This window comes from Streptococcus sp. C300 (assembly GCF_000187645.1).
In the GTDB taxonomy this organism is placed as follows: Bacteria; Bacillota; Bacilli; order Lactobacillales; family Streptococcaceae; genus Streptococcus; species Streptococcus oralis_CQ.
Genome location: NZ_GL732466.1, coordinates 118,841 through 138,926, shown reverse-complemented (window position 1 = coordinate 138,926; position 20,086 = coordinate 118,841). Strand labels below are relative to the sequence as shown.

Here is a 20,086-nt window from a genome sequence, read left to right as displayed (position 1 = left end):
AAAATAAGTTTGAATTCATATTGCCATAAAGAAGCAGAAGAACAGGATTTGATAAGATTTAGATTAATTGACAAAATATGTGTAAAACACTTGCAATTTAGCAGAAATTTGATAAAATAGTAAGGAAAGTTAGACTGTATTGCCTACTGTCTATCTATAAAATATATTTTATTGGAGGCTTTTACTCAAATGGCAAAAGAAAAATACGATCGTAGTAAACCACACGTTAACATTGGTACTATCGGACACGTTGACCACGGTAAAACTACCCTAACTGCAGCTATCACAACTGTTTTGGCACGTCGCTTGCCTTCATCAGTTAACCAACCTAAAGACTATGCGTCTATCGATGCTGCTCCAGAAGAACGCGAACGCGGTATCACTATCAACACTGCGCACGTTGAGTACGAAACTGAAAAACGTCACTACGCTCACATCGACGCTCCAGGACACGCGGACTACGTTAAAAACATGATCACTGGTGCTGCCCAAATGGATGGAGCTATCCTTGTAGTAGCTTCAACTGACGGACCAATGCCACAAACTCGTGAGCACATCCTTCTTTCACGTCAGGTTGGTGTTAAACACCTTATCGTCTTCATGAACAAGATCGACTTGGTTGACGACGAAGAATTGCTTGAATTGGTTGAAATGGAAATCCGTGACCTTCTTTCAGAATACGACTTCCCAGGTGACGATCTTCCAGTTATCCAAGGTTCAGCTCTTAAAGCTCTTGAAGGTGACTCTAAATACGAAGACATCATCATGGAATTGATGAACACTGTTGATGAGTACATTCCAGAACCAGAACGTGACACTGACAAACCATTGCTTCTTCCAGTCGAAGATGTATTCTCAATCACTGGACGTGGTACAGTTGCTTCAGGACGTATCGACCGTGGTACTGTTCGTGTCAACGACGAAATCGAAATCGTTGGTATCAAAGAAGAAACTTCAAAAGCAGTTGTTACTGGTGTTGAAATGTTCCGTAAACAACTTGACGAAGGTCTTGCCGGAGATAACGTAGGTGTCCTTCTTCGTGGTGTTCAACGTGATGAAATCGAACGTGGACAAGTTATCGCTAAACCAGGTTCAATCAACCCACACACTAAATTTAAAGGTGAAGTCTACATCCTTACTAAAGAAGAAGGTGGACGTCACACTCCATTCTTCAACAACTACCGTCCACAATTCTACTTCCGTACTACTGACGTTACAGGTTCAATCGAACTTCCAGCAGGTACTGAAATGGTAATGCCTGGTGATAACGTGACTATCGACGTTGAGTTGATCCACCCAATCGCCGTAGAACAAGGTACTACATTCTCTATCCGTGAGGGTGGACGTACTGTTGGTTCAGGTATGGTTACAGAAATCGAAGCTTAATTCGATTAAGTTCCCAGAAGAACAATTATTTAAGTCAGACACTAAAAGAATCTTGCCTTGCAAGGTTCTTTTTTCTTCTTACTCTATTTGAAGTGCTTCTACTCTAGCAGTATAATCGTTTTTTTGGTATAATAAAAGTTATGGAAATCGAAAAAACCAATCGTATGAACGCCCTTTTTGAATTTTATGCGGCGCTTTTGACAGACAAGCAGATGAACTATATTGAACTCTATTATGCTGATGATTATAGTCTTGCTGAGATTGCTGAAGAGTTCGGTGTCAGTCGTCAGGCTGTCTATGATAATATCAAGCGGACGGAAAAGATTCTAGAAGATTATGAGATGAAACTGCACATGTATTCGGACTACATTGTCCGCAGTCAGATTTTTGACCAGATCTTGGAGCGTTATCCCAAGGATGACTTTCTGCAGGAGCAGATAGAAATTTTAACAAGTATTGATAATAGAGAATAAGAGGAAGAAAAATGGCATTTGAAAGTTTAACAGAACGTTTACAGAACGTCTTTAAAAATTTACGTAAAAAAGGAAAAATATCTGAGGCGGATGTCCAAGAAGCAACCAAAGAGATTCGTTTGGCCTTGCTTGAAGCCGACGTTGCCTTGCCTGTTGTAAAGGACTTTATCAAGAAGGTTCGTGAACGTGCAGTCGGACACGAGGTCATTGATACCCTCAATCCTGCCCAACAGATTATCAAAATCGTGGATGAGGAACTGACAGCCGTTTTAGGTTCCGACACGGCTGAGATTATCAAGTCACCAAAAATTCCAACCATTATCATGATGGTCGGGTTGCAGGGGGCTGGTAAAACAACATTTGCTGGTAAGCTGGCTAATAAACTCAAGAAGGAAGAAAATGCACGTCCTTTGATGATTGCTGCGGATATTTACCGCCCAGCCGCCATCGACCAGTTGAAAACACTTGGACAGCAGATTGATGTTCCAGTCTTTGCTCTTGGAACAGAAGTACCAGCTGTTGAGATTGTCCGTCAAGGTTTGGAGCAAGCGCAAGCCAATCACAACGACTATGTCTTGATCGATACGGCAGGGCGTTTACAAATCGATGAACTTCTCATGAATGAGCTTCGTGATGTTAAAGCACTGGCTCAACCAAACGAAATCCTCCTTGTCATTGATGCCATGATCGGTCAGGAAGCGGCCAATGTCGCCCGTGAGTTTAATGCTCAGTTGGAAGTGACTGGGGTTATCCTTACCAAGATTGATGGGGATACTCGTGGTGGTGCAGCCTTGTCTGTTCGCCACATCACTGGTAAACCTATCAAGTTCACTGGTACGGGTGAAAAGATTACAGATATCGAAACCTTCCACCCAGATCGTATGTCAAGCCGTATCCTTGGTATGGGAGATATGCTGACCCTGATTGAGAAAGCTTCTCAAGAATACGATGAGCAAAAAGCCCTTGAAATGGCTGAGAAGATGCGTGAAAACACATTTGATTTCAATGATTTCATTGATCAATTGGATCAGGTGCAAAATATGGGGCCAATGGAAGACTTACTCAAGATGATTCCAGGTATGGCTAACAATCCAGCCCTTCAAAATATGAAGGTGGATGAGCGCCAGATTGCGCGCAAACGTGCCATTGTGTCTTCCATGACACCTGAGGAGCGTGAAAATCCTGATTTGTTAAATCCAAGTCGTCGCCGCCGTATTGCTGCTGGTTCTGGAAATACCTTTGTCGAAGTCAATAAATTTATCAAGGACTTTAATCAGGCTAAACAGCTCATGCAAGGTGTCATGTCTGGGGATATGAACAAGATGATGAAGCAGATGGGCATCAATCCCAATAACCTTCCAAAAAATATGCCAAATATGGGAGGGATGGATATGTCTGCCCTTGAAGGCATGATGGGACAAGGTGGCATGCCGGATATGTCAGGTCTCGGAGGAGCAGGCATGCCAGATATGAGCCAGATGTTCGGTGGTGGACTTAAAGGTAAAATCGGTGAATTTGCCATGAAACAGTCTATGAAACGCATGGCCAACAAAATGAAAAAAGCGAAGAAAAAACGCAAATAAAAAAGGAAAGCAGAAGTGCTTACCTTAAAAAGAACTCTGAATCCGATTCAGAGTTCTTTTGTGTTTGATTGGTTTATTCCCACTCAACAGTTGCAGGTGGTTTACTTGTAATGTCGTAGACGATACGGTTAACGTGATCCACTTCATTTACGATACGTACAGAGATTTTTTGAAGGACTTCCCAAGGAATCTTGGCAAAGTCAGCTGTCATACCATCGATAGAAGTAATGGCACGAATGGCGATGGTGTAGTCATAAGTACGACCGTCACCCATAACACCGACTGAACGAACGCCTGTGTTGACAGTAAAGTATTGCCAGATATCGCGGTCAAGACCAGCTTTAGCGATTTCTTCGCGAAGGATAGCATCAGACTCACGAACAGTTTCTAGTTTTTCTTCAGTGATTTCACCCATGACACGGATAGCAAGTCCTGGTCCTGGGAATGGTTGGCGCCATACGATGTGGTCTGGCATACCAAGCTCTGTACCGAGGGCACGGACTTCGTCTTTATAAAGAGTGTTCAATGGTTCAATCAGTTCAAACTGCATGTCTTCTGGAAGACCACCCACGTTGTGGTGTGATTTGATGGTTTGAGCAGTATCTGTACCAGACTCAATCACGTCAGTGTAAAGCGTTCCCTGAGCAAGGAATTTTACATCTTTTAGCTTGCTAGCTTCGTCATCAAAGACATAAACAAATTCGTTACCGATGATTTTACGTTTTTGTTCAGGGTCAGAAACGCCAGCAAGTTTGTCAAGGAAACGTTTTGAAGCATCAGCTTTGACAATATTCAAACCAAACTTACCACCAAGCATGTCCATAACTTGGTCAGCCTCTCCCTTACGGAGAAGACCGTGGTCTACAAAGATACAGATTAATTGATCACCGATTGCTTTTTGAAGAAGAACCCCAACAACAGAAGAGTCAACACCACCTGATAGACCTAGAAGAACACGCTTGTCACCTACAGTTTCACGGATTTTCTTGATCTGCATGTCGATGAAGTTGTCCATTGACCAGTCGCCTTTAGCCTTACAGATGTTAAGGGCAAAGTTGCGAAGGATATCATTTCCGAATACAGAATGGCGCACTTCTGGGTGGAATTGGATACCGTAAATGTGCTTTTCTGGGTTTTCAATAGCTGCATAAGGACAGTCAGCAGAAGTGCCAGTACGAACAAAATCAGCTGGAATCTCTGTAACAGCATCGCCATGACTCATCAAAACAATCTGTTCTTCAGGAGTCCCTTCAAAGAGGGCAGAAGTGGTATGAGTAAGTGGTGATTGGCCATACTCGCGGTTACCAGCATCACCTGCAGGAACAACTTTTCCTCCAAGTTTATGAGTTAAAAGTTGCATACCATAGCAGATTCCCAAAATTGGAATGCCAAGTTCAAAAATTTCTGGGTCAATATCAAATGAACCATCTTCGTATACAGAGTTTGGTCCACCAGAGAGGATGATCCCTACAGGGTTAATCGCACGAACCTCTGCAGCTGAGATTTTGTGACTTTTTAGCTCTGAAAAAACACCAATTTCACGAATACGGCGTGAAATCAGCTGGTTGTATTGGCTACCATAGTCCAGCACAATGATCTTTTCGACATCTTGCAAATCAGTTGAAATGTTGCTCATCTTTTTCCTTTCTCAAAAGAAATATCTTTTTCAATATTCTATCACAAATAGGGGCGAATTACCAACTAAACAAGGCAAAGTTTGACTTTTTCTTAGCAAATACGGTACAATGGAGAAAATAAAGAAAAGAAGTGAAAATCATGTTACCAGCTTATATGAAAATCCACGATCAGATCAAGAAGGATATAGATGAGCATCATTGGAAAATTGGTGAGAGACTTCCAAGTGAGCGAGATTTAGCGGAACAGTTTCAAGTTAGCCGGATGACATTACGCCAGGCTATCTCTCTCTTGGTTGAGGAAGGAGTTTTGGAGCGTCGAGTAGGAAGTGGAACCTTTGTCTCTAGCACTCGTGTCCAAGAAAAAATGCGGGGGACAACCAGTTTTACGGAGATTGTCAAATCTCAGGGGAAAGTCCCTTCTAGTCAACTCATTTCTTACAGGAGAACCATTCCAAATGAGCAAGAGGTCGCTAAGCTAGGGATTGCTCCGGCAGAGAATATTATCCGCATGGAACGGGTGCGTTACGCTGACCAAGTTCCACTAGTCTATGAAGTCGCATCCATTCCTGAGAAATTTATCAAGGATTTCAAAAAAGAAGAAATCACCAGTCACTTCTTTCAAACCTTGCAACAACATGGCTATCGGATTGGCAAATCCCAACAGACCATTTATGCAAGATTGGCTAAGGAAAAGATTGCTCACTATCTAGAAGTCGAAAAGGGGCATGCCATTTTAGCCTTGACTCAGGTCTCTTATCTTGAAGATGGGACGGCTTTCGAGTATGTAAAGAGTCAATACGTGGGCGAACGCTTTGAATTTTATCTTGAAAATAACTAGTCTAGAAAGGCTAGTTTTTTGTTTTAGAAAAGATTAGAATTGTCAAAACAATCTGTCTAGGCTTGATTTTATCCATTATTTACTATAAAATGAGAAGGAAAAACGTCAAACTTTTATATTGCAAATAGGAGAAAAAATGACAAAAACATTAAAACGTCCTGAGGTTTTATCACCTGCAGGGACTTTAGAGAAGCTGAAAGTAGCTGTTCAATATGGTGCGGACGCAGTCTTCATCGGTGGGCAGGCCTATGGTCTTCGTAGCCGTGCAGGAAACTTCACCTTTGAACAGATGGAAGAAGGCGTGCAGTTTGCTGCTAAGTACGGTGCCAAGGTCTATGTGGCTGCTAACATGGTTATGCACGAAGGAAACGAAGCTGGTGCTGGAGAATGGTTCCGTAAGTTGCGTGACATCGGGATTGCGGCAGTTATCGTGTCAGATCCGGCCTTGATTATGATTGCAGCAACAGAAGCACCAGGTCTTGAAATCCACCTTTCAACCCAAGCCAGTGCGACCAACTATGAAACTCTTGAGTTCTGGAAAGAACTTGGTCTAACTCGTGTGGTTTTGGCCCGTGAAGTTTCAATGGAAGAATTGGCAGAGATTCGCAAACGTACTGATGTAGAAATTGAAGCCTTTGTCCATGGAGCCATGTGTATTTCCTACTCAGGACGCTGCACTCTCTCAAACCACATGAGTATGCGTGATGCCAACCGTGGGGGTTGTTCACAGTCTTGCCGTTGGAAATACGACCTTTACGACATGCCTTTTGGTCAAGAACGTAAGAGTCTTAAAGGTGAAATTCCAGAAGAATTTTCGATGTCAGCCGTTGACATGTCTATGATTGACCATATTCCCGATATGATTGAAAATGGTGTAGACAGTCTCAAGATTGAAGGTCGTATGAAGTCGATTCACTATGTTTCAACTGTGACCAACTGTTACAAGGCGGCTGTAGATGCTTATCTCGAAAGTCCCGAGAAATTTGAAGCCATCAAACAGGACTTGGTAGACGAGATGTGGAAGGTTGCTCAACGTGAATTGGCAACAGGTTTCTACTATGGTACACCTACAGAAAACGAACAGTTATTTGGCGCTCGTCGTAAAATTCCTGAATATAAGTTTGTCGCTGAAGTGGTAGCGTATGATGATGCGACTCAAACGGCAACCATTCGTCAACGGAATGTCATCAACGAAGGCGACCAAGTGGAGTTTTATGGACCAGGTTTCCGTCATTTTGATACTTATATCGAAGATCTTCATGATGCCAAGGGCAATAAAATCGACCGAGCCCCAAATCCAATGGAACTCTTGACCATTAAGGTTCCACAACCTGTTCAAGCTGGGGATATGGTCCGCGCTCTCAAGGAAGGTCTCATCAATCTCTATAAGGAAGATGGAACCAGCGTCACAGTTCGTGCCTAGAGAAGGAAAAGTGAATGAATCAAGCACAAGGTTTGTTAGTTGATGATGAAGGAAGATGTGTTCATTATCATAGCGAAAAGGACATCGTTTCCCTCCAGTGCTATGAGTGTAAAAAATATTATGCTTGTTATCAGTGCCATAATGCTATAGAAACGCATGTGTTTTCGCCCTATCCCTTGGCGCTTTCTGAGGATCGACCGATTTTATGTGGGGTTTGTAAGAGGACAATGACTTTCCAAGAATACCAAAAACAGATGGCTTGTCCTTACTGCAGTGCTCCATTTAATCCAGGTTGTAAACAACACTATTCCTACTATTTTAAATAAACTGAAAAATCCAAGTTTCAAACTTGGATTTTTCAGTTTGTTTCAGAAAATATAGTAAAATCAAGAAAAACTCGCAATCTAAAATGGAAAAACTTTCTATAGAATAGGGTAAAATTAGCAAAAATAGAAATATATTACCTGAAACGCTTTCAACGTAAGTAAAAAGTTGACAAATCAAAATTTTAGGACTAAACTAAGTAAGTAAATTTTAAATAAAAGGAGAATTCATCATGAATTTAACATTTTTCGGTCTTTGTCTTGCCTGTATGGGTGTATCTCTTGCAGAAGGTATGTTGATGAACGGTTTGTTCAAATCAGCAGCTCGCCAACCAGACATCATCCCACAATTACGTAGCTTAATGATCATGGGGATTGCCTTTATTGAAGGAACGTTCTTGGTTACCCTCGTCTTTTCATTCGTCATCAAATAGACAAATGGAACGAGAAGAAAAGGGAGGATTCTAGATGGAAGAAAGTATCAATCCAACCATCAATATTGGTCCTGTTACCTTTGATTTAACCATGTTAGCCATGACCTTGTTGATTGTGGGAGTTGTTTTTGGCTTTATCTATTGGGCAAGTCGCAATATGACTTTGAAACCCAAAGGAAAGCAAAATGTACTTGAGTATTTCTATGACTTCGTTATTGGATTTACAGAACCTAACATTGGTAAAAGCTACATGAAAGACTACTCGCTCTTTTTCCTTTGTCTATTTCTATTTATGGTACTGGCAAATAACCTCGGTTTGATGGCGAAACTTCAAACTACAGATGGGACAAACCTTTGGACATCGCCAACTGCAAATCTCCAGTTTGACTTGGCCTTGTCATTTGGAATTATCCTGATGACCCATATTGAAGGGATTCGTCGCCGTGGGATTAAAAAATATCTAAAAGCCTATATCACACCTGGCTTTATGACTCCCATGAATATCTTAGAAGAGTTTACCAACTTTTTATCACTTGCCTTGCGGGTGTTCGGAAATATCTTTGCTGGAGAAGTGATGGCTAGTTTGCTAATCACTCTATCTCATCAAGCTCTATATTGGTATCCAGTTGCTTTTGGTGCTAACTTGGCTTGGACAGCCTTTTCTGTCTTTATTTCCTGCATCCAAGCCTATGTGTTTACCATGTTGTCTTCTATGTACTTAGGAAATAAGATAAATGATGGAGAAGAGTAGAAAGGAGTAACAGATGCACGTAACAGTAGGTGAATTAATTGGTAACTTTATTTTAATCGCTGGCTCTTTTATCCTTTTGATTGTCTTAGTTAAGAAATATGCGTGGTCAAACTTGACAAGTGTCTTCGAAGAAAGGGCAAATAAAATTGCTGCTGATATTGATGGAGCTGAACAAGCTCGTCAAAAAGCAGAAACTCTTGCTCAAAAACGTGAAGATGAATTGGCTGGAAGTCGCAACGAGGCCAAAACAATCATTGAAAATGCTAAAGAGACTGCAGAAAAGAGTAAAGCAGATATTCTGGCAGATGCTAAAGTAGAAGCAGGTCGCTTAAAAGAGAAGGCGAATCAAGAAATTGCTCAGAATAAAGCAGAAGCTTTGCAAAGTGTTAAGGGGGAGGTGGCAGATTTGACGATTAGTCTTGCTGGTAAAATCATCTCAAAAAACCTTGACAGTCATGCTCATAAGGAACTCATTGATCAGTATATCGATCAGCTAGGAGAAGCCTAATGGACAAGAAAACAGCAAAGGTAATTGAAAAATACAGCATGCCTTTTGTCCATTTAGTGATTGAAAAAGGAGAAGAGGACCGGATTTTTTCAGACTTGGATCAAATCAAGCAAGTCGCAGAAGAAACGGGCTTACCTTCTTTTTTAGCTCAGGTGGCAGTTGATGAGTCTGATAAGGAAAAAACAGTTGGTTTCTTTCAAGACTCTGTCTCACCTTTAATGCAAAACTTTATTCAGGTTCTGATTTACAATCACAGAGCAAATCTTTTTTATGATATCATTGTTGATTGTTTGAATCGTCTTGAAAGAGAAACCAATCAGTTTATAGTCACGATTTCTTCAGCTCATCCTTTAACAGATGAACAGAAGGACCGTTTGCTTCCCTTGATAGAGAAAAAAATGTCTCTGAAAGTACGGAGTATCAAAGAACAAATTGATGAAGGACTCATTGGTGGTTTTGTCATTTTTGCTAATCACAAGACAATTGATGTGAGTATTAAACAACAACTTCGAGTTGTTAAAGAAAATTTGAAATAGAAAGTGGTGTTCTTTTGGCAATTAACGCACAAGAAATCAGCGCTTTAATTAAGCAACAAATTGAAAATTTCAAACCCAATTTTGATGTGTCTGAAACAGGTGTTGTAACCTATATCGGGGACGGAATTGCGCGTGCTCACGGTCTTGAAAATGCCATGAGTGGAGAGTTGTTGATCTTTGAAAACGGCTCTTATGGGATGGCGCAAAACTTGGAGTCTACAGACGTTGGGATTATCATCCTTGGAGACTTTACAGATATTCGTGAAGGTGATACGATTCGCCGTACAGGTAAAATCATGGAAGTACCTGTGGGGGACAGCCTAATCGGACGTGTTGTCGACCCACTTGGTCGTCCAGTTGATGGTCTTGGTGATATCCATACTGACAAGACTCGTCCAGTGGAAGCGCCAGCTCCTGGCGTTATGCAACGTAAGTCTGTATCAGAACCATTGCAAACAGGTTTGAAAGCTATTGACGCCCTTGTTCCGATTGGTCGTGGTCAACGTGAGTTGATTATCGGTGACCGTCAGACAGGGAAAACAACCATCGCAATTGATACCATCTTGAACCAAAAAGGGCAAGATATGATCTGTATCTACGTAGCGATTGGACAAAAAGAATCTACAGTCCGTACACAAGTAGAAACACTTCGCCAGTACGGTGCCTTGGACTACACAATCGTTGTGACAGCCTCTGCTTCACAACCATCTCCATTGCTCTTCCTAGCTCCTTATGCCGGAGTTGCTATGGCAGAAGAGTTTATGTACCAAGGCAAGCATGTTTTGATTGTTTATGATGACCTATCTAAACAAGCGGTCGCTTATCGTGAGCTTTCCCTCTTGCTTCGTCGTCCACCAGGTCGTGAAGCCTTCCCAGGGGATGTTTTCTACCTTCACAGCCGTTTGCTTGAGCGCTCAGCTAAAGTTTCTGATGAACTTGGTGGTGGATCTATTACAGCCCTACCATTTATCGAGACACAAGCAGGAGATATCTCTGCCTATATCGCAACCAACGTGATTTCTATTACTGACGGACAAATCTTCCTTGGTGATGGTCTCTTCAATGCGGGTATTCGTCCAGCCATTGATGCGGGTTCATCTGTATCCCGTGTAGGTGGTTCTGCACAAATTAAAGCCATGAAGAAAGTTGCTGGTACACTTCGTATCGACCTTGCTTCATACCGTGAGTTGGAAGCCTTCACTAAGTTTGGTTCTGACTTGGATGCAGCAACACAGGCTAAGTTAAACCGTGGACGTCGTACTGTAGAAGTATTGAAACAACCTGTCCATAAACCACTACCTGTTGAGAAACAAGTAACCATTCTCTATGCTTTGACACATGGTTTCTTGGATACGATTCCAGTAGATGACATTGTTCGTTTTGAGGAAGAGTTCCATACTTTCTTTGATGCTCATTATCCAGAGATTTTGGAAACCATTCGTGAAACAAAAGACTTGCCAGAAGAAGCAGTCTTGGATGCTGCGATTACAGAGTTTCTCAATCAATCCAGCTTCCAATAAGAATAGAGGTGTCAGATGGCAGTATCTCTAAATGATATTAAAACAAAAATCGCCTCAACCAAAAATACGAGTCAAATCACTAATGCTATGCAAATGGTATCGGCTGCCAAGTTAGGTCGCTCTGAAGAAGCAGCGCGCAACTTCCAAGTTTACGCTCAGAAAGTTCGTAAGCTTTTGACGGATATTCTGCATGGTAACGGATCTGGTGGTTCAACCAATCCAATGCTCATCAGTCGCCCAGTTAAGAAAACAGGCTATATCGTTATTACTTCAGACCGTGGCCTGGTTGGAGGTTATAATGCTTCCATCCTTAAAGCCGTTATGGAGTTGAAAGAAGAATACCATCCAGATGGTAAAGATTTTGAGATAATCTGTATCGGTGGTATGGGAGCTGATTTCTTTAAGGCTCGTGGTATTCAGCCAATCTATGAACTACGTGGCTTGGCGGATCAACCTAGTTTTGATGAAGTTCGTAAAATTATTTCAAAAACGATTGAGATGTACCAAAACGAACTTTTTGATGAATTGTACGTCTGCTACAACCATCATGTCAATACTCTCACAAGTCAAATGCGTGTGGAACAAATGCTTCCGATTGTTGACTTGGATCCAAATGAAGCGGATGAAGAGTATAGCTTGACCTTTGAGTTAGAAACGAGCCGTGATGAGATTCTAGAGCAGTTGTTGCCACAGTATGCCGAAAGTATGATTTACGGGGCTATTATCGATGCCAAGACAGCTGAAAATGCTGCAGGTATGACCGCCATGCAAACGGCGACTGATAATGCCAAGAAGGTCATCAATGATTTGACAATCCAGTATAACCGTGCTAGACAGGCGGCGATTACACAAGAAATTACAGAAATCGTAGCGGGGGCTAGTGCCTTAGAATAGGATTTAGTCCAGCTCGTATGAAAATGAACTTATACTCAATGAAAATCAAAGAGCAAACTAGGAAGCTAGCCGCAGGCTGTACTTGAGTACGGTAAGGTGATGCTGACGTGGTTTGAATTTGATTTTCGAAGAGTATTAGGACCTAGTTGAACTAGGAACCGACAGTATCTTATATAGAATAGGAGAAGGAGATGAGTTCAGGTAAAATTGCTCAGGTTATCGGACCCGTTGTAGACGTTTTGTTTGCAGCAGGGGAAACACTTCCTGAGATTAATAATGCACTTGTCGTCTACAAAAATGACGAAAGAAAAACAAAAATCGTCCTTGAAGTAGCCTTGGAGTTGGGTGATGGTATGGTCCGTACGATCGCCATGGAATCAACAGATGGTTTGACTCGTGGAATGGAAGTTTTGGACACAGGCCGTCCAATCTCTGTTCCAGTAGGTAAAGAAACTTTGGGACGTGTCTTCAACGTTTTGGGAGATACCATTGACTTGGATGCTCCTTTCGCTGAAGACGCTGAGCGTCAGCCAATTCATAAGAAAGCTCCAACTTTTGATGAATTGTCTACCTCATCTGAAATCTTGGAAACAGGGATTAAGGTTATCGACCTTCTTGCCCCTTACCTTAAAGGTGGGAAAGTTGGACTTTTCGGTGGTGCCGGAGTTGGTAAAACTGTCTTGATCCAAGAATTGATTCACAACATTGCCCAAGAACACGGTGGTATTTCAGTATTTACCGGTGTTGGGGAACGTACTCGTGAGGGGAACGACCTTTACTGGGAAATGAAAGAATCAGGCGTTATCGAGAAAACAGCCATGGTATTTGGTCAGATGAATGAACCACCAGGAGCACGTATGCGTGTTGCCCTTACTGGTTTGACAATCGCCGAATACTTCCGTGATGTAGAAGGCCAAGATGTGCTTCTTTTCATTGACAATATCTTCCGTTTCACTCAAGCTGGTTCAGAAGTATCTGCCCTTTTGGGTCGTATGCCTTCAGCAGTTGGTTACCAACCAACACTTGCTACGGAAATGGGTCAATTGCAAGAGCGTATCACATCAACTAAGAAGGGTTCTGTAACCTCTATCCAGGCTATCTACGTGCCTGCGGATGACTATACTGACCCTGCGCCAGCCACAGCCTTTGCTCATTTGGATTCAACTACAAACTTGGAACGTAAGTTGGTACAGTTGGGTATTTACCCAGCCGTTGACCCTCTAGCTTCAAGCTCTCGTGCCTTGGCACCTGAGATTGTTGGTGAGGAGCACTATGCAGTTGCTGCTGAGGTTAAACGTGTCCTTCAACGTTACCATGAATTGCAAGATATCATTGCTATCCTTGGTATGGATGAACTTTCTGATGAAGAAAAGACTTTGGTTGCACGTGCCCGTCGTATCCAGTTCTTCTTGTCTCAAAACTTTAACGTTGCCGAACAATTTACTGGCCAACCTGGTTCTTATGTACCAGTAGCGGAAACAGTTCGTGGCTTTAAGGAAATCCTTGAAGGAAAACATGACCAGCTACCAGAAGATGCCTTCCGTGGTGTCGGTTCAATCGAAGACGTCATTGCTAAGGCAGAAAAAATGGGATTTTAAGAGGTGATCTATGGCTCATTTAACTGTCCAGATCGTGACACCAGATGGCCTCGTCTATGATCACCATGCCAGCTTTGTATCGGTACGAACTCTGGATGGTGAGATGGGGATCTTGCCACGACATGAAAATATGATTGCTGTTTTAGCGGTTGATGAAGTGAAGGTAAAACGTATCGATGATGATACTCATGTGAACTGGATAGCAGTGAACGGAGGAATTATCGAGATTGCTAATGATATCATTACCATTGTAGCAGACTCAGCAGAGCGCGCTCGTGATATCGATATCAGTCGTGCAGAACGTGCGAAACTTCGAGCTGAACGAGAAATCGAAGAAGCCCATGACAAGCATTTGATTGACCAAGAGCGTCGTGCAAAAATCGCATTGCAACGTGCTATCAACCGTATCAATGTCGGAAATAAACTATAAAAAATGAACTTGAAACTCAAGTTCATTTTTTTAATGTGGAAAGTTGATGCAGACTGCTTCAGGGACATGGAAGTCGTTAGAAAGCTCTGCAAGACGACCACTTTTAGGATTACGCTTAAAGACGGTTGCGTTATCAGAATCTTGATGAACAGCAATGAGAAACTCTTGATCAGGAGTTAGGTCGAAATCACGTGGATTTTTACCATGACTTGGTACAATCTCTAATAATTCCAAGCTACCATCAGCGAGGATTGTATAGACTGCAATGGAATCATGACCTCGGTTGGATGCATAGAGGTATTTGCCATCTTTTGAAAGACGAATGGCAGCAGTAGCATTAAAGCCTTCGTATCCATCTGGTAAGGTTGAAATAACTTGCATGCGTTCAAATTCACCAACTCCATCATAAATCAAGACCTCTATAGTGCTATTAAGTTCGCAGATGAGATAGGCAATCTTATAGTGGTGGTGGAAAACGATGTGGCGTGCACCTGCTCCAGTTTGGCTGAGATAAGTGTAGAGTTTATTTAGTTTTCCTTCTGGACTAACATCGTAGGTCGTTACTTCATCTGTACCTAGATCACAGGTGACGAGATACTGGTCAGGTGTTAGATCTGTAAAGTGTACATGTGGAGAAGTTTGGTTTTCATGAGGGCCTTGTCCTCTATGCTGATCTAGATCCGTTTGGATGAGGCTACCATCCGTTTGGCGCTTATAAACTAGAACTTGGCCTTTGTGGTAGTTAGCTCCGTATACGAGACCACGTTTTTCATCCACTGCCACATAGCAATGGGGAGCGCCTTCTTCAACCACATGATTTAGCAAAGCGCCATCTGTCTTGTATGCAGCGATTCCACCTAAGCCATCCTGGCTTCCTACGGTGTATATGTGTTGCTGTTGGTCAAAGGCAAGGTAGGTCGGACTTGGTTCAGCAGCAAAGAGTTCAAGATCTGCAAGCTGGCCTGTTTCTGTATCAAAATCTGCCTTGTAAATCCCTTTAGATAAGCGACGAGTGTAAGTTCCAAAATAAACAGTTTCTTTCATGTCCATACCTCTTAATAATGATAAGTTCATTATACCACAAAATGGCAGTCATGAAGCACTAGATTCATTCATGTAAGCACTTTAAAAAAGAGTTATTTTAGTCTAAAAATGGTATAATGAGAGAATGACAGAAAGGATGTATTTATGGAACATAAAGAGAAACATTTTAGCCTATCTTGGTTTTTTAAGTGGTTTTTAGATAATAAAGCCATCACTGTATTTTTAGTAACCTTGTTACTGGGGCTAAATATTTTTATTCTAAGTAAGATTAGTTTTATCTTTTTACCAGTTTTGGATTTTCTAGGAGTTGTCATGTTGCCAGTTATTTTATCTGGTTTACTTTATTACCTCCTCAATCCGATTGTTGACTGGATGGAGAAGCACAAGATCAATCGTATCCTTGCCATTAGTATTGTTTTTGTTATTATTGGACTCTTTATCATTTGGGGGCTGGCAGTCGCAATTCCTAATCTGCAACGCCAAGTCTTAAATTTTGCGAAGAATGTGCCGACATACCTGGAAGATGCTGATAAGGTGATCAATGACCTTGTAACCAAACGCTTGCCAGATGATTTTAGACCACAGTTGGAGCAGGTTCTTTCCAATGTTTCTAGTGAGGCGACTATGTGGGCCAGCAAAATCTCTTCTCAAGCTGTTAACTGGGTTAGCGCCTTTATCAGTAGCGTTTCCCAGGTCATTGTAGCGGTTATTATCGTACCCTTCATGCTCTTTTATCTTTTGAGAGATGGGAAAGGCTTGCGGGATTACCTAACTAAATTTATCCCAAACAAGTTAAAAGAACCTGTCGGACAAGTTTTGTCAGATGTTAATAAACAGCTGTCAAACTATGTTAGAGGACAGGTTACAGTTGCTATTATCGTGGCAATTATGTTTATTATCTTCTTTAAGATTATTGGTCTCAGATATGCTGTGACTCTTGGTATTACCGCTGGTATTCTAAATCTAGTCCCTTATCTAGGTAGTTTCCTCGCTATGCTACCTGCCCTTGTTTTAGGTTTAATAGCAGGACCTGTGATGCTTTTGAAAGTAATCGTTGTCTTTATTGTTGAACAAACGATTGAAGGTCGCTTCGTTTCTCCGCTTATTTTAGGTAGTCAGCTAAACATCCATCCGATCAATGTCCTGTTTGTTCTCCTAACTTCAGGTTCTATGTTTGGTATTTGGGGAGTCTTGCTGGGAATTCCTGTCTACGCTTCTGCCAAGGTTGTTATCTCAGCTATCTTTAACTGGTATAAAAAAGTCAGCGGTCTGTATGAAGAAGAAGGGGAGGAAATCAAGAGTGAACAATAGTCAACGCATGCTCCAGGCTTTGGATGAACAGGATTTAACCAAAGCGGATCAGTATTTTCACAAAGCCCTCGAAACAGATTCAAGTGAAGTTCTTTATGAACTAGCAAGTTATCTAGAGGGAATTGGTTTTTATCCTCAAGCAAAAGAAATTTACCAACATATCGTTACAGAATTTGCAGAAGTGAATCTGAACTTAGCCAGCATTGCTAGTGAGGATGGCAATGTTGAGGAAGCCTTTGCTTACCTTGAGGAAATCACACCCGAAAGTGACTGGTACGTATCGGCCTTGGCCTTGAAGGCAGACCTCTATCAGTTGGAAGGATTGACAGATGTAGCACGTGAAAAGTTACTGGAAGCCTTAAACTACTCAGATGATGCCTTATTAGTTTTTGGTTTGGCTGAGTTGGATAGCGAGCTAGGAAATTATCAGGAAGCTATTCAGGGCTATGCTCAATTAGACAATCGCTCCATCTATGAGCAAACGGGTGTCTCAACCTATCAGCGAATTGGCTACGCTTATGCCCAGTTAGGTAAGTTTGAAGCTGCAACTGAATTCTTAGAAAAAGCTTTAGAATTAGAATACGATGACCAAACTGCCTTTGAACTGGCTAGTCTTTACTTTGATCAGGAAGAGTATCAAAAATCTGTTCTTTACTTTAAGCAGATTGATACCATCTCACCTGATTTTGAAGGATATGAGTATGGTTATAGTCAAGCCTTGTACAAGGAACATCAGGTGGAAGAGGCCCTTCGTATCGTTAAACAAGGTTTGGAGAAAAATCCGTTTGAAACTCGGCTCTTACTAGCTGCTTCACAGTTTTCGTATGAATTACATGATCCTAGTGGTGCTGAGCAGTTTCTTCTTACTGCAAAAGAAGATGCAGAGGATACAGAAGAAATTTTCCTTCGCCTTGCAACCATTTATATGGAACAAGAGCGGTATGAAGATATCATCGCTCTCCAAAGTCAAGAACCTGAAAATCTCTTGACCAAGTGGATGATTGCCCGTTCTTACCAGGAAATCGAGGATTTAGATAAGGCCTATGAGCTCTATCAGGAACTATCGCTTGATCTCAAGGATAATCCTGAATTTCTGGAGCAGTATACTTATCTCCTACGTGAATTGGGATATTTTGAAGAAGCCAAAGTGCAAGCTGAAGCTTATTTAAAACTCGTTCCAGATGATGTTCAAATGCAAGAACTCTTAGAAACACTTTAAGGATTTCTAATTTTTGTAAAATCTTATTAACAGAAACGAATGACTTTAAATGAATGATTTGAAAGACCTCATAGGTCTTTTCTTTTTTACTAATATAATATAAATGTTAGAGCTTCTTATAGCTAATTTAGATGAAGTTTTGAACGATGAAAGCCTGCTACACCCTATAAAATAAGAGTTTAAAGGTATGGTTTGAACATCGAACTACTATGAAATACTTGACAAATTTATATAAGAATATATAATAATAAATAGGGGAATCTATCCCCAAAAATAAAGGAGGCAAATGTTGTGAAAAAGATTAATAAAAAACTTTCTCATGCATTCATGGCGCTATTGTTAGTAGCTTCAGTATTTATCCCAGTACTAAGAACTAGCAATGTGGTTAAAGCTGCTGAACTACCATCTAGTAGCTATACGCTAACGACAGTACCGACAATTAACAATAATAAGTTAGTTGACGGTGCAGAGTATGGTGAAGGGAAATTTTACCTTCAAACCACTTACAAATTCGACAACTCAACAACGTTGAAGAATGGTGACTTTATGGTTTATAAAGTTCCAAATGAATTCAAAATTGAATCAGATTCAACTACTGAAATTTTTGGTAACGATGGAGTCACTAAAGTTGCTGAGTTAACGACAAATAAGTCTGCAAATACAGCGACTGTGACGGTAAGTAACGAAGATTATTTTGCTAACTTACCTGAAGAGAAACAAATTTCGGCCTTATTTACTGTTGTATGGGCTGATAATGTTGAACTCAATAAATCATATCCAATCGACATTCCTGGAGCAGGAGTATACAATTTGACTCGTATTGTTCCAGATGAGGATCCAACAGGATTTACTAAATGGGGAGTTCAAGATACGAACGATCCAAATTATATTAATTGGTATATTCGCGTAAACAAATATGCTAATCCTTATGAAGGTGTTTCGATTCAAGATACAATCCCTGAAGGGCAAGTATTAGCTAGTGAGATTACAGGTTACTACTTTACTGAATGGGGTAAGGATGAGCATCATCCTCTTTTGAATCCAAGTCACATTGTTGTTCAAGATTCTAATCGCTTCACTATTACTCCAAATGGTAATGGTGATCTAACTAACCAAGGTTTGTATGTAGTCTATAAGACTCGTATCACCGCACTAGTTGATAATACAACAAAGAAAGCTTTCAATAACGTTAAAATTACGACTTCGACTGAAAACTTTGATGTAGAAGGTTTTGCACCATTAACTACAACTGAAGGTATTAGTTCTGGTTCACGTTCTACAGAAGTTTCATTTGAGGTTTCTAAGCAGTTAAAAGGAAAAGACTTAGCTGCTGAAGAATTTAGCTTCCAACTACTTGATCCAAACGGTTCAGTTGTTGAAACTGTTAAGAATGATAAAGATGGCAAAGTGAAATTTAAAGCCGTTAAATTCTCTACAGTGGGTACTTATAAGTATCAGATCAAAGAAGTTAATGATCAAAAACCAGGTTTTGCTTACGATGATAAGACCATTAACGCAGAAGTTACTGTAACAGATGTTTATGGTGAGAAGTTTGCAAGTGTTAAATATGACAATAAAGTTTTTGTAAACTCGTATTCTGCTAAATCTGCAACAACTTCAATTACTGCTAAGAAAGTCCTAAATGGTAAAACTCTTGAGGCAGATAAATATGAATTTGAATTGAAAGAAGGCGACAAACTTGTAGCTACAGCTAAGAATGCTGCAGACGGAACAGTTGCTTTCCCAGCAATTGAATATACTGCTGCAGGAACTCACATGTATACTATCACTGAAAAAGATGGTGGTGAAGCTGGTGTAACTTATGATAAAAATGCTTATACAGTAACAGTAAAAGTTGTAGACAATGGTCAAGGTCAACTTGTAGCAACAGTTACAGGTAATAATCCAACCATCACAAATACTTATGCTGCTGAGACTCCGGGTTCTTCAGATAACAAACCTAAACAACCAGAAGAAAATAAAGAACTACCAAATACTGGTACATCTGAAGTGACTATGTTGCTTACTGTTGTAGGAGTAGTACTTGCATTTGGTTCCATTCTCTTATTCCGTTTCAAAAAAGTTAAATAATCTAGTTGAAAAATCTTGATGCCTTTGCTATGGCATCATCAAAGAGCCACTTGTATGGATAGTAGAAATGATACTATTCTTATAAAG

General features: G+C 40.9%; 19 protein-coding genes. 17 read left to right on the top strand and 2 right to left on the bottom strand.

The window, feature by feature from the left end:
- Positions 1-189: 189 nt before the first annotated feature.
- The 3 genes from tuf (at position 190) to ffh (ending at position 3,442) form a co-directional block, all read left to right on the top strand.
- Complete coding sequence (gene tuf, locus HMPREF0849_RS00695) at positions 190-1,386, top strand: elongation factor Tu (RefSeq protein ID WP_001040723.1); 1,197 nt, start codon at positions 190-192, stop codon at positions 1,384-1,386.
- Between the two features lie 140 nt (positions 1,387-1,526).
- Positions 1,527-1,859, top strand: a complete 333-nt coding sequence (locus HMPREF0849_RS00690) for a putative DNA-binding protein (RefSeq protein ID WP_000402066.1) — start codon at positions 1,527-1,529, stop codon at positions 1,857-1,859.
- 11 nt (positions 1,860-1,870) lie between these two features.
- Positions 1,871-3,442, top strand: a complete 1,572-nt coding sequence (ffh, locus tag HMPREF0849_RS00685) for a signal recognition particle protein (protein WP_000863609.1) — start codon at positions 1,871-1,873, stop codon at positions 3,440-3,442.
- A gap of 73 nt (positions 3,443-3,515) precedes the next feature.
- Here ffh and guaA read toward each other — a convergent pair whose 3' ends face one another.
- Positions 3,516-5,078 (bottom strand): glutamine-hydrolyzing GMP synthase, encoded by a 1,563-nt coding sequence (guaA, locus tag HMPREF0849_RS00680; RefSeq protein WP_000065698.1) that lies wholly within the window; start codon positions 5,076-5,078, stop codon positions 3,516-3,518.
- 140 nt (positions 5,079-5,218) lie between these two features.
- Here guaA and HMPREF0849_RS00675 point away from each other — a divergent pair, with 140 nt between their 5' ends.
- The 11 genes from HMPREF0849_RS00675 to HMPREF0849_RS00630 all read left to right on the top strand — a co-directional run bounded on the left by HMPREF0849_RS00675 (position 5,219) and on the right by HMPREF0849_RS00630 (position 14,334).
- Entirely contained in the window at positions 5,219-5,917 is a 699-nt protein-coding gene (locus HMPREF0849_RS00675; protein WP_000936174.1) for a GntR family transcriptional regulator, read from the top strand.
- Between the two features lie 136 nt (positions 5,918-6,053).
- Positions 6,054-7,340, top strand: coding sequence for a peptidase U32 family protein (locus tag HMPREF0849_RS00670; protein WP_000169100.1), 1,287 nt, complete (start codon positions 6,054-6,056; stop codon positions 7,338-7,340).
- Between the two features lie 14 nt (positions 7,341-7,354).
- Positions 7,355-7,666, top strand: coding sequence for a CHY zinc finger protein (locus tag HMPREF0849_RS10105; protein WP_001070655.1), 312 nt, complete (start codon positions 7,355-7,357; stop codon positions 7,664-7,666).
- 230 nt (positions 7,667-7,896) lie between these two features.
- Positions 7,897-8,097: a F0F1 ATP synthase subunit C gene (locus HMPREF0849_RS00665; RefSeq protein ID WP_001054556.1), complete on the top strand. Its 201-nt coding sequence runs from the start codon at positions 7,897-7,899 to the stop codon at positions 8,095-8,097.
- Between the two features lie 34 nt (positions 8,098-8,131).
- A complete protein-coding gene (gene atpB / locus HMPREF0849_RS00660) occupies positions 8,132-8,848 on the top strand; it encodes a F0F1 ATP synthase subunit A (protein WP_000392869.1) in 717 nt (238 codons plus the stop codon).
- A gap of 13 nt (positions 8,849-8,861) precedes the next feature.
- The gene (atpF, locus tag HMPREF0849_RS00655) at positions 8,862-9,356 is read left to right on the top strand and encodes a F0F1 ATP synthase subunit B (RefSeq protein ID WP_000558543.1); all 495 of its coding nucleotides are present in this window, start codon (positions 8,862-8,864) and stop codon (positions 9,354-9,356) included.
- Positions 9,356-9,892 carry a F0F1 ATP synthase subunit delta gene (locus HMPREF0849_RS00650; protein WP_000358978.1) on the top strand — a complete coding sequence of 179 codons (537 nt, stop codon included), beginning with the start codon at positions 9,356-9,358 and terminating at the stop codon, positions 9,890-9,892. Before atpF ends, HMPREF0849_RS00650 begins: the two co-directional genes overlap by 1 nt.
- Before the next feature lie 14 nt (positions 9,893-9,906).
- Positions 9,907-11,412, top strand: coding sequence for a F0F1 ATP synthase subunit alpha (gene atpA, locus HMPREF0849_RS00645; protein ID WP_000996617.1), 1,506 nt, complete (start codon positions 9,907-9,909; stop codon positions 11,410-11,412).
- A gap of 15 nt (positions 11,413-11,427) precedes the next feature.
- On the top strand, positions 11,428-12,306 hold the full coding sequence (locus tag HMPREF0849_RS00640; RefSeq protein WP_000301228.1) for a F0F1 ATP synthase subunit gamma: 879 nt from the start codon (positions 11,428-11,430) through the stop codon (positions 12,304-12,306).
- 191 nt (positions 12,307-12,497) lie between these two features.
- On the top strand, positions 12,498-13,904 hold the full coding sequence (gene atpD, locus HMPREF0849_RS00635) for a F0F1 ATP synthase subunit beta (RefSeq protein WP_000094372.1): 1,407 nt from the start codon (positions 12,498-12,500) through the stop codon (positions 13,902-13,904).
- Positions 13,905-13,914: 10 nt separating this feature from the next.
- Positions 13,915-14,334 (top strand): F0F1 ATP synthase subunit epsilon, encoded by a 420-nt coding sequence (locus tag HMPREF0849_RS00630; RefSeq protein WP_000940835.1) that lies wholly within the window; start codon positions 13,915-13,917, stop codon positions 14,332-14,334.
- A gap of 30 nt (positions 14,335-14,364) precedes the next feature.
- Here HMPREF0849_RS00630 and HMPREF0849_RS00625 read toward each other — a convergent pair whose 3' ends face one another.
- Positions 14,365-15,378: a lactonase family protein gene (locus HMPREF0849_RS00625; protein WP_000665594.1), complete on the bottom strand. Its 1,014-nt coding sequence runs from the start codon at positions 15,376-15,378 to the stop codon at positions 14,365-14,367.
- 144 nt (positions 15,379-15,522) lie between these two features.
- On the opposite strand from HMPREF0849_RS00625, the gene HMPREF0849_RS00620 reads away from it, so the two are divergent.
- The 3 genes from HMPREF0849_RS00620 (at position 15,523) to HMPREF0849_RS00610 (ending at position 19,999) form a co-directional block, all read left to right on the top strand.
- On the top strand, positions 15,523-16,689 hold the full coding sequence (locus HMPREF0849_RS00620) for an AI-2E family transporter (protein ID WP_000400292.1): 1,167 nt from the start codon (positions 15,523-15,525) through the stop codon (positions 16,687-16,689).
- Complete coding sequence (locus tag HMPREF0849_RS00615) at positions 16,679-17,908, top strand: tetratricopeptide repeat protein (RefSeq protein ID WP_001065978.1); 1,230 nt, start codon at positions 16,679-16,681, stop codon at positions 17,906-17,908. Before HMPREF0849_RS00620 ends, HMPREF0849_RS00615 begins: the two co-directional genes overlap by 11 nt.
- A 291-nt stretch (positions 17,909-18,199) precedes the next feature.
- Positions 18,200-19,999, top strand: coding sequence for a Spy0128 family protein (locus HMPREF0849_RS00610; protein WP_000723550.1), 1,800 nt, complete (start codon positions 18,200-18,202; stop codon positions 19,997-19,999).
- The last annotated feature ends 87 nt before the right edge of the window (positions 20,000-20,086 follow it).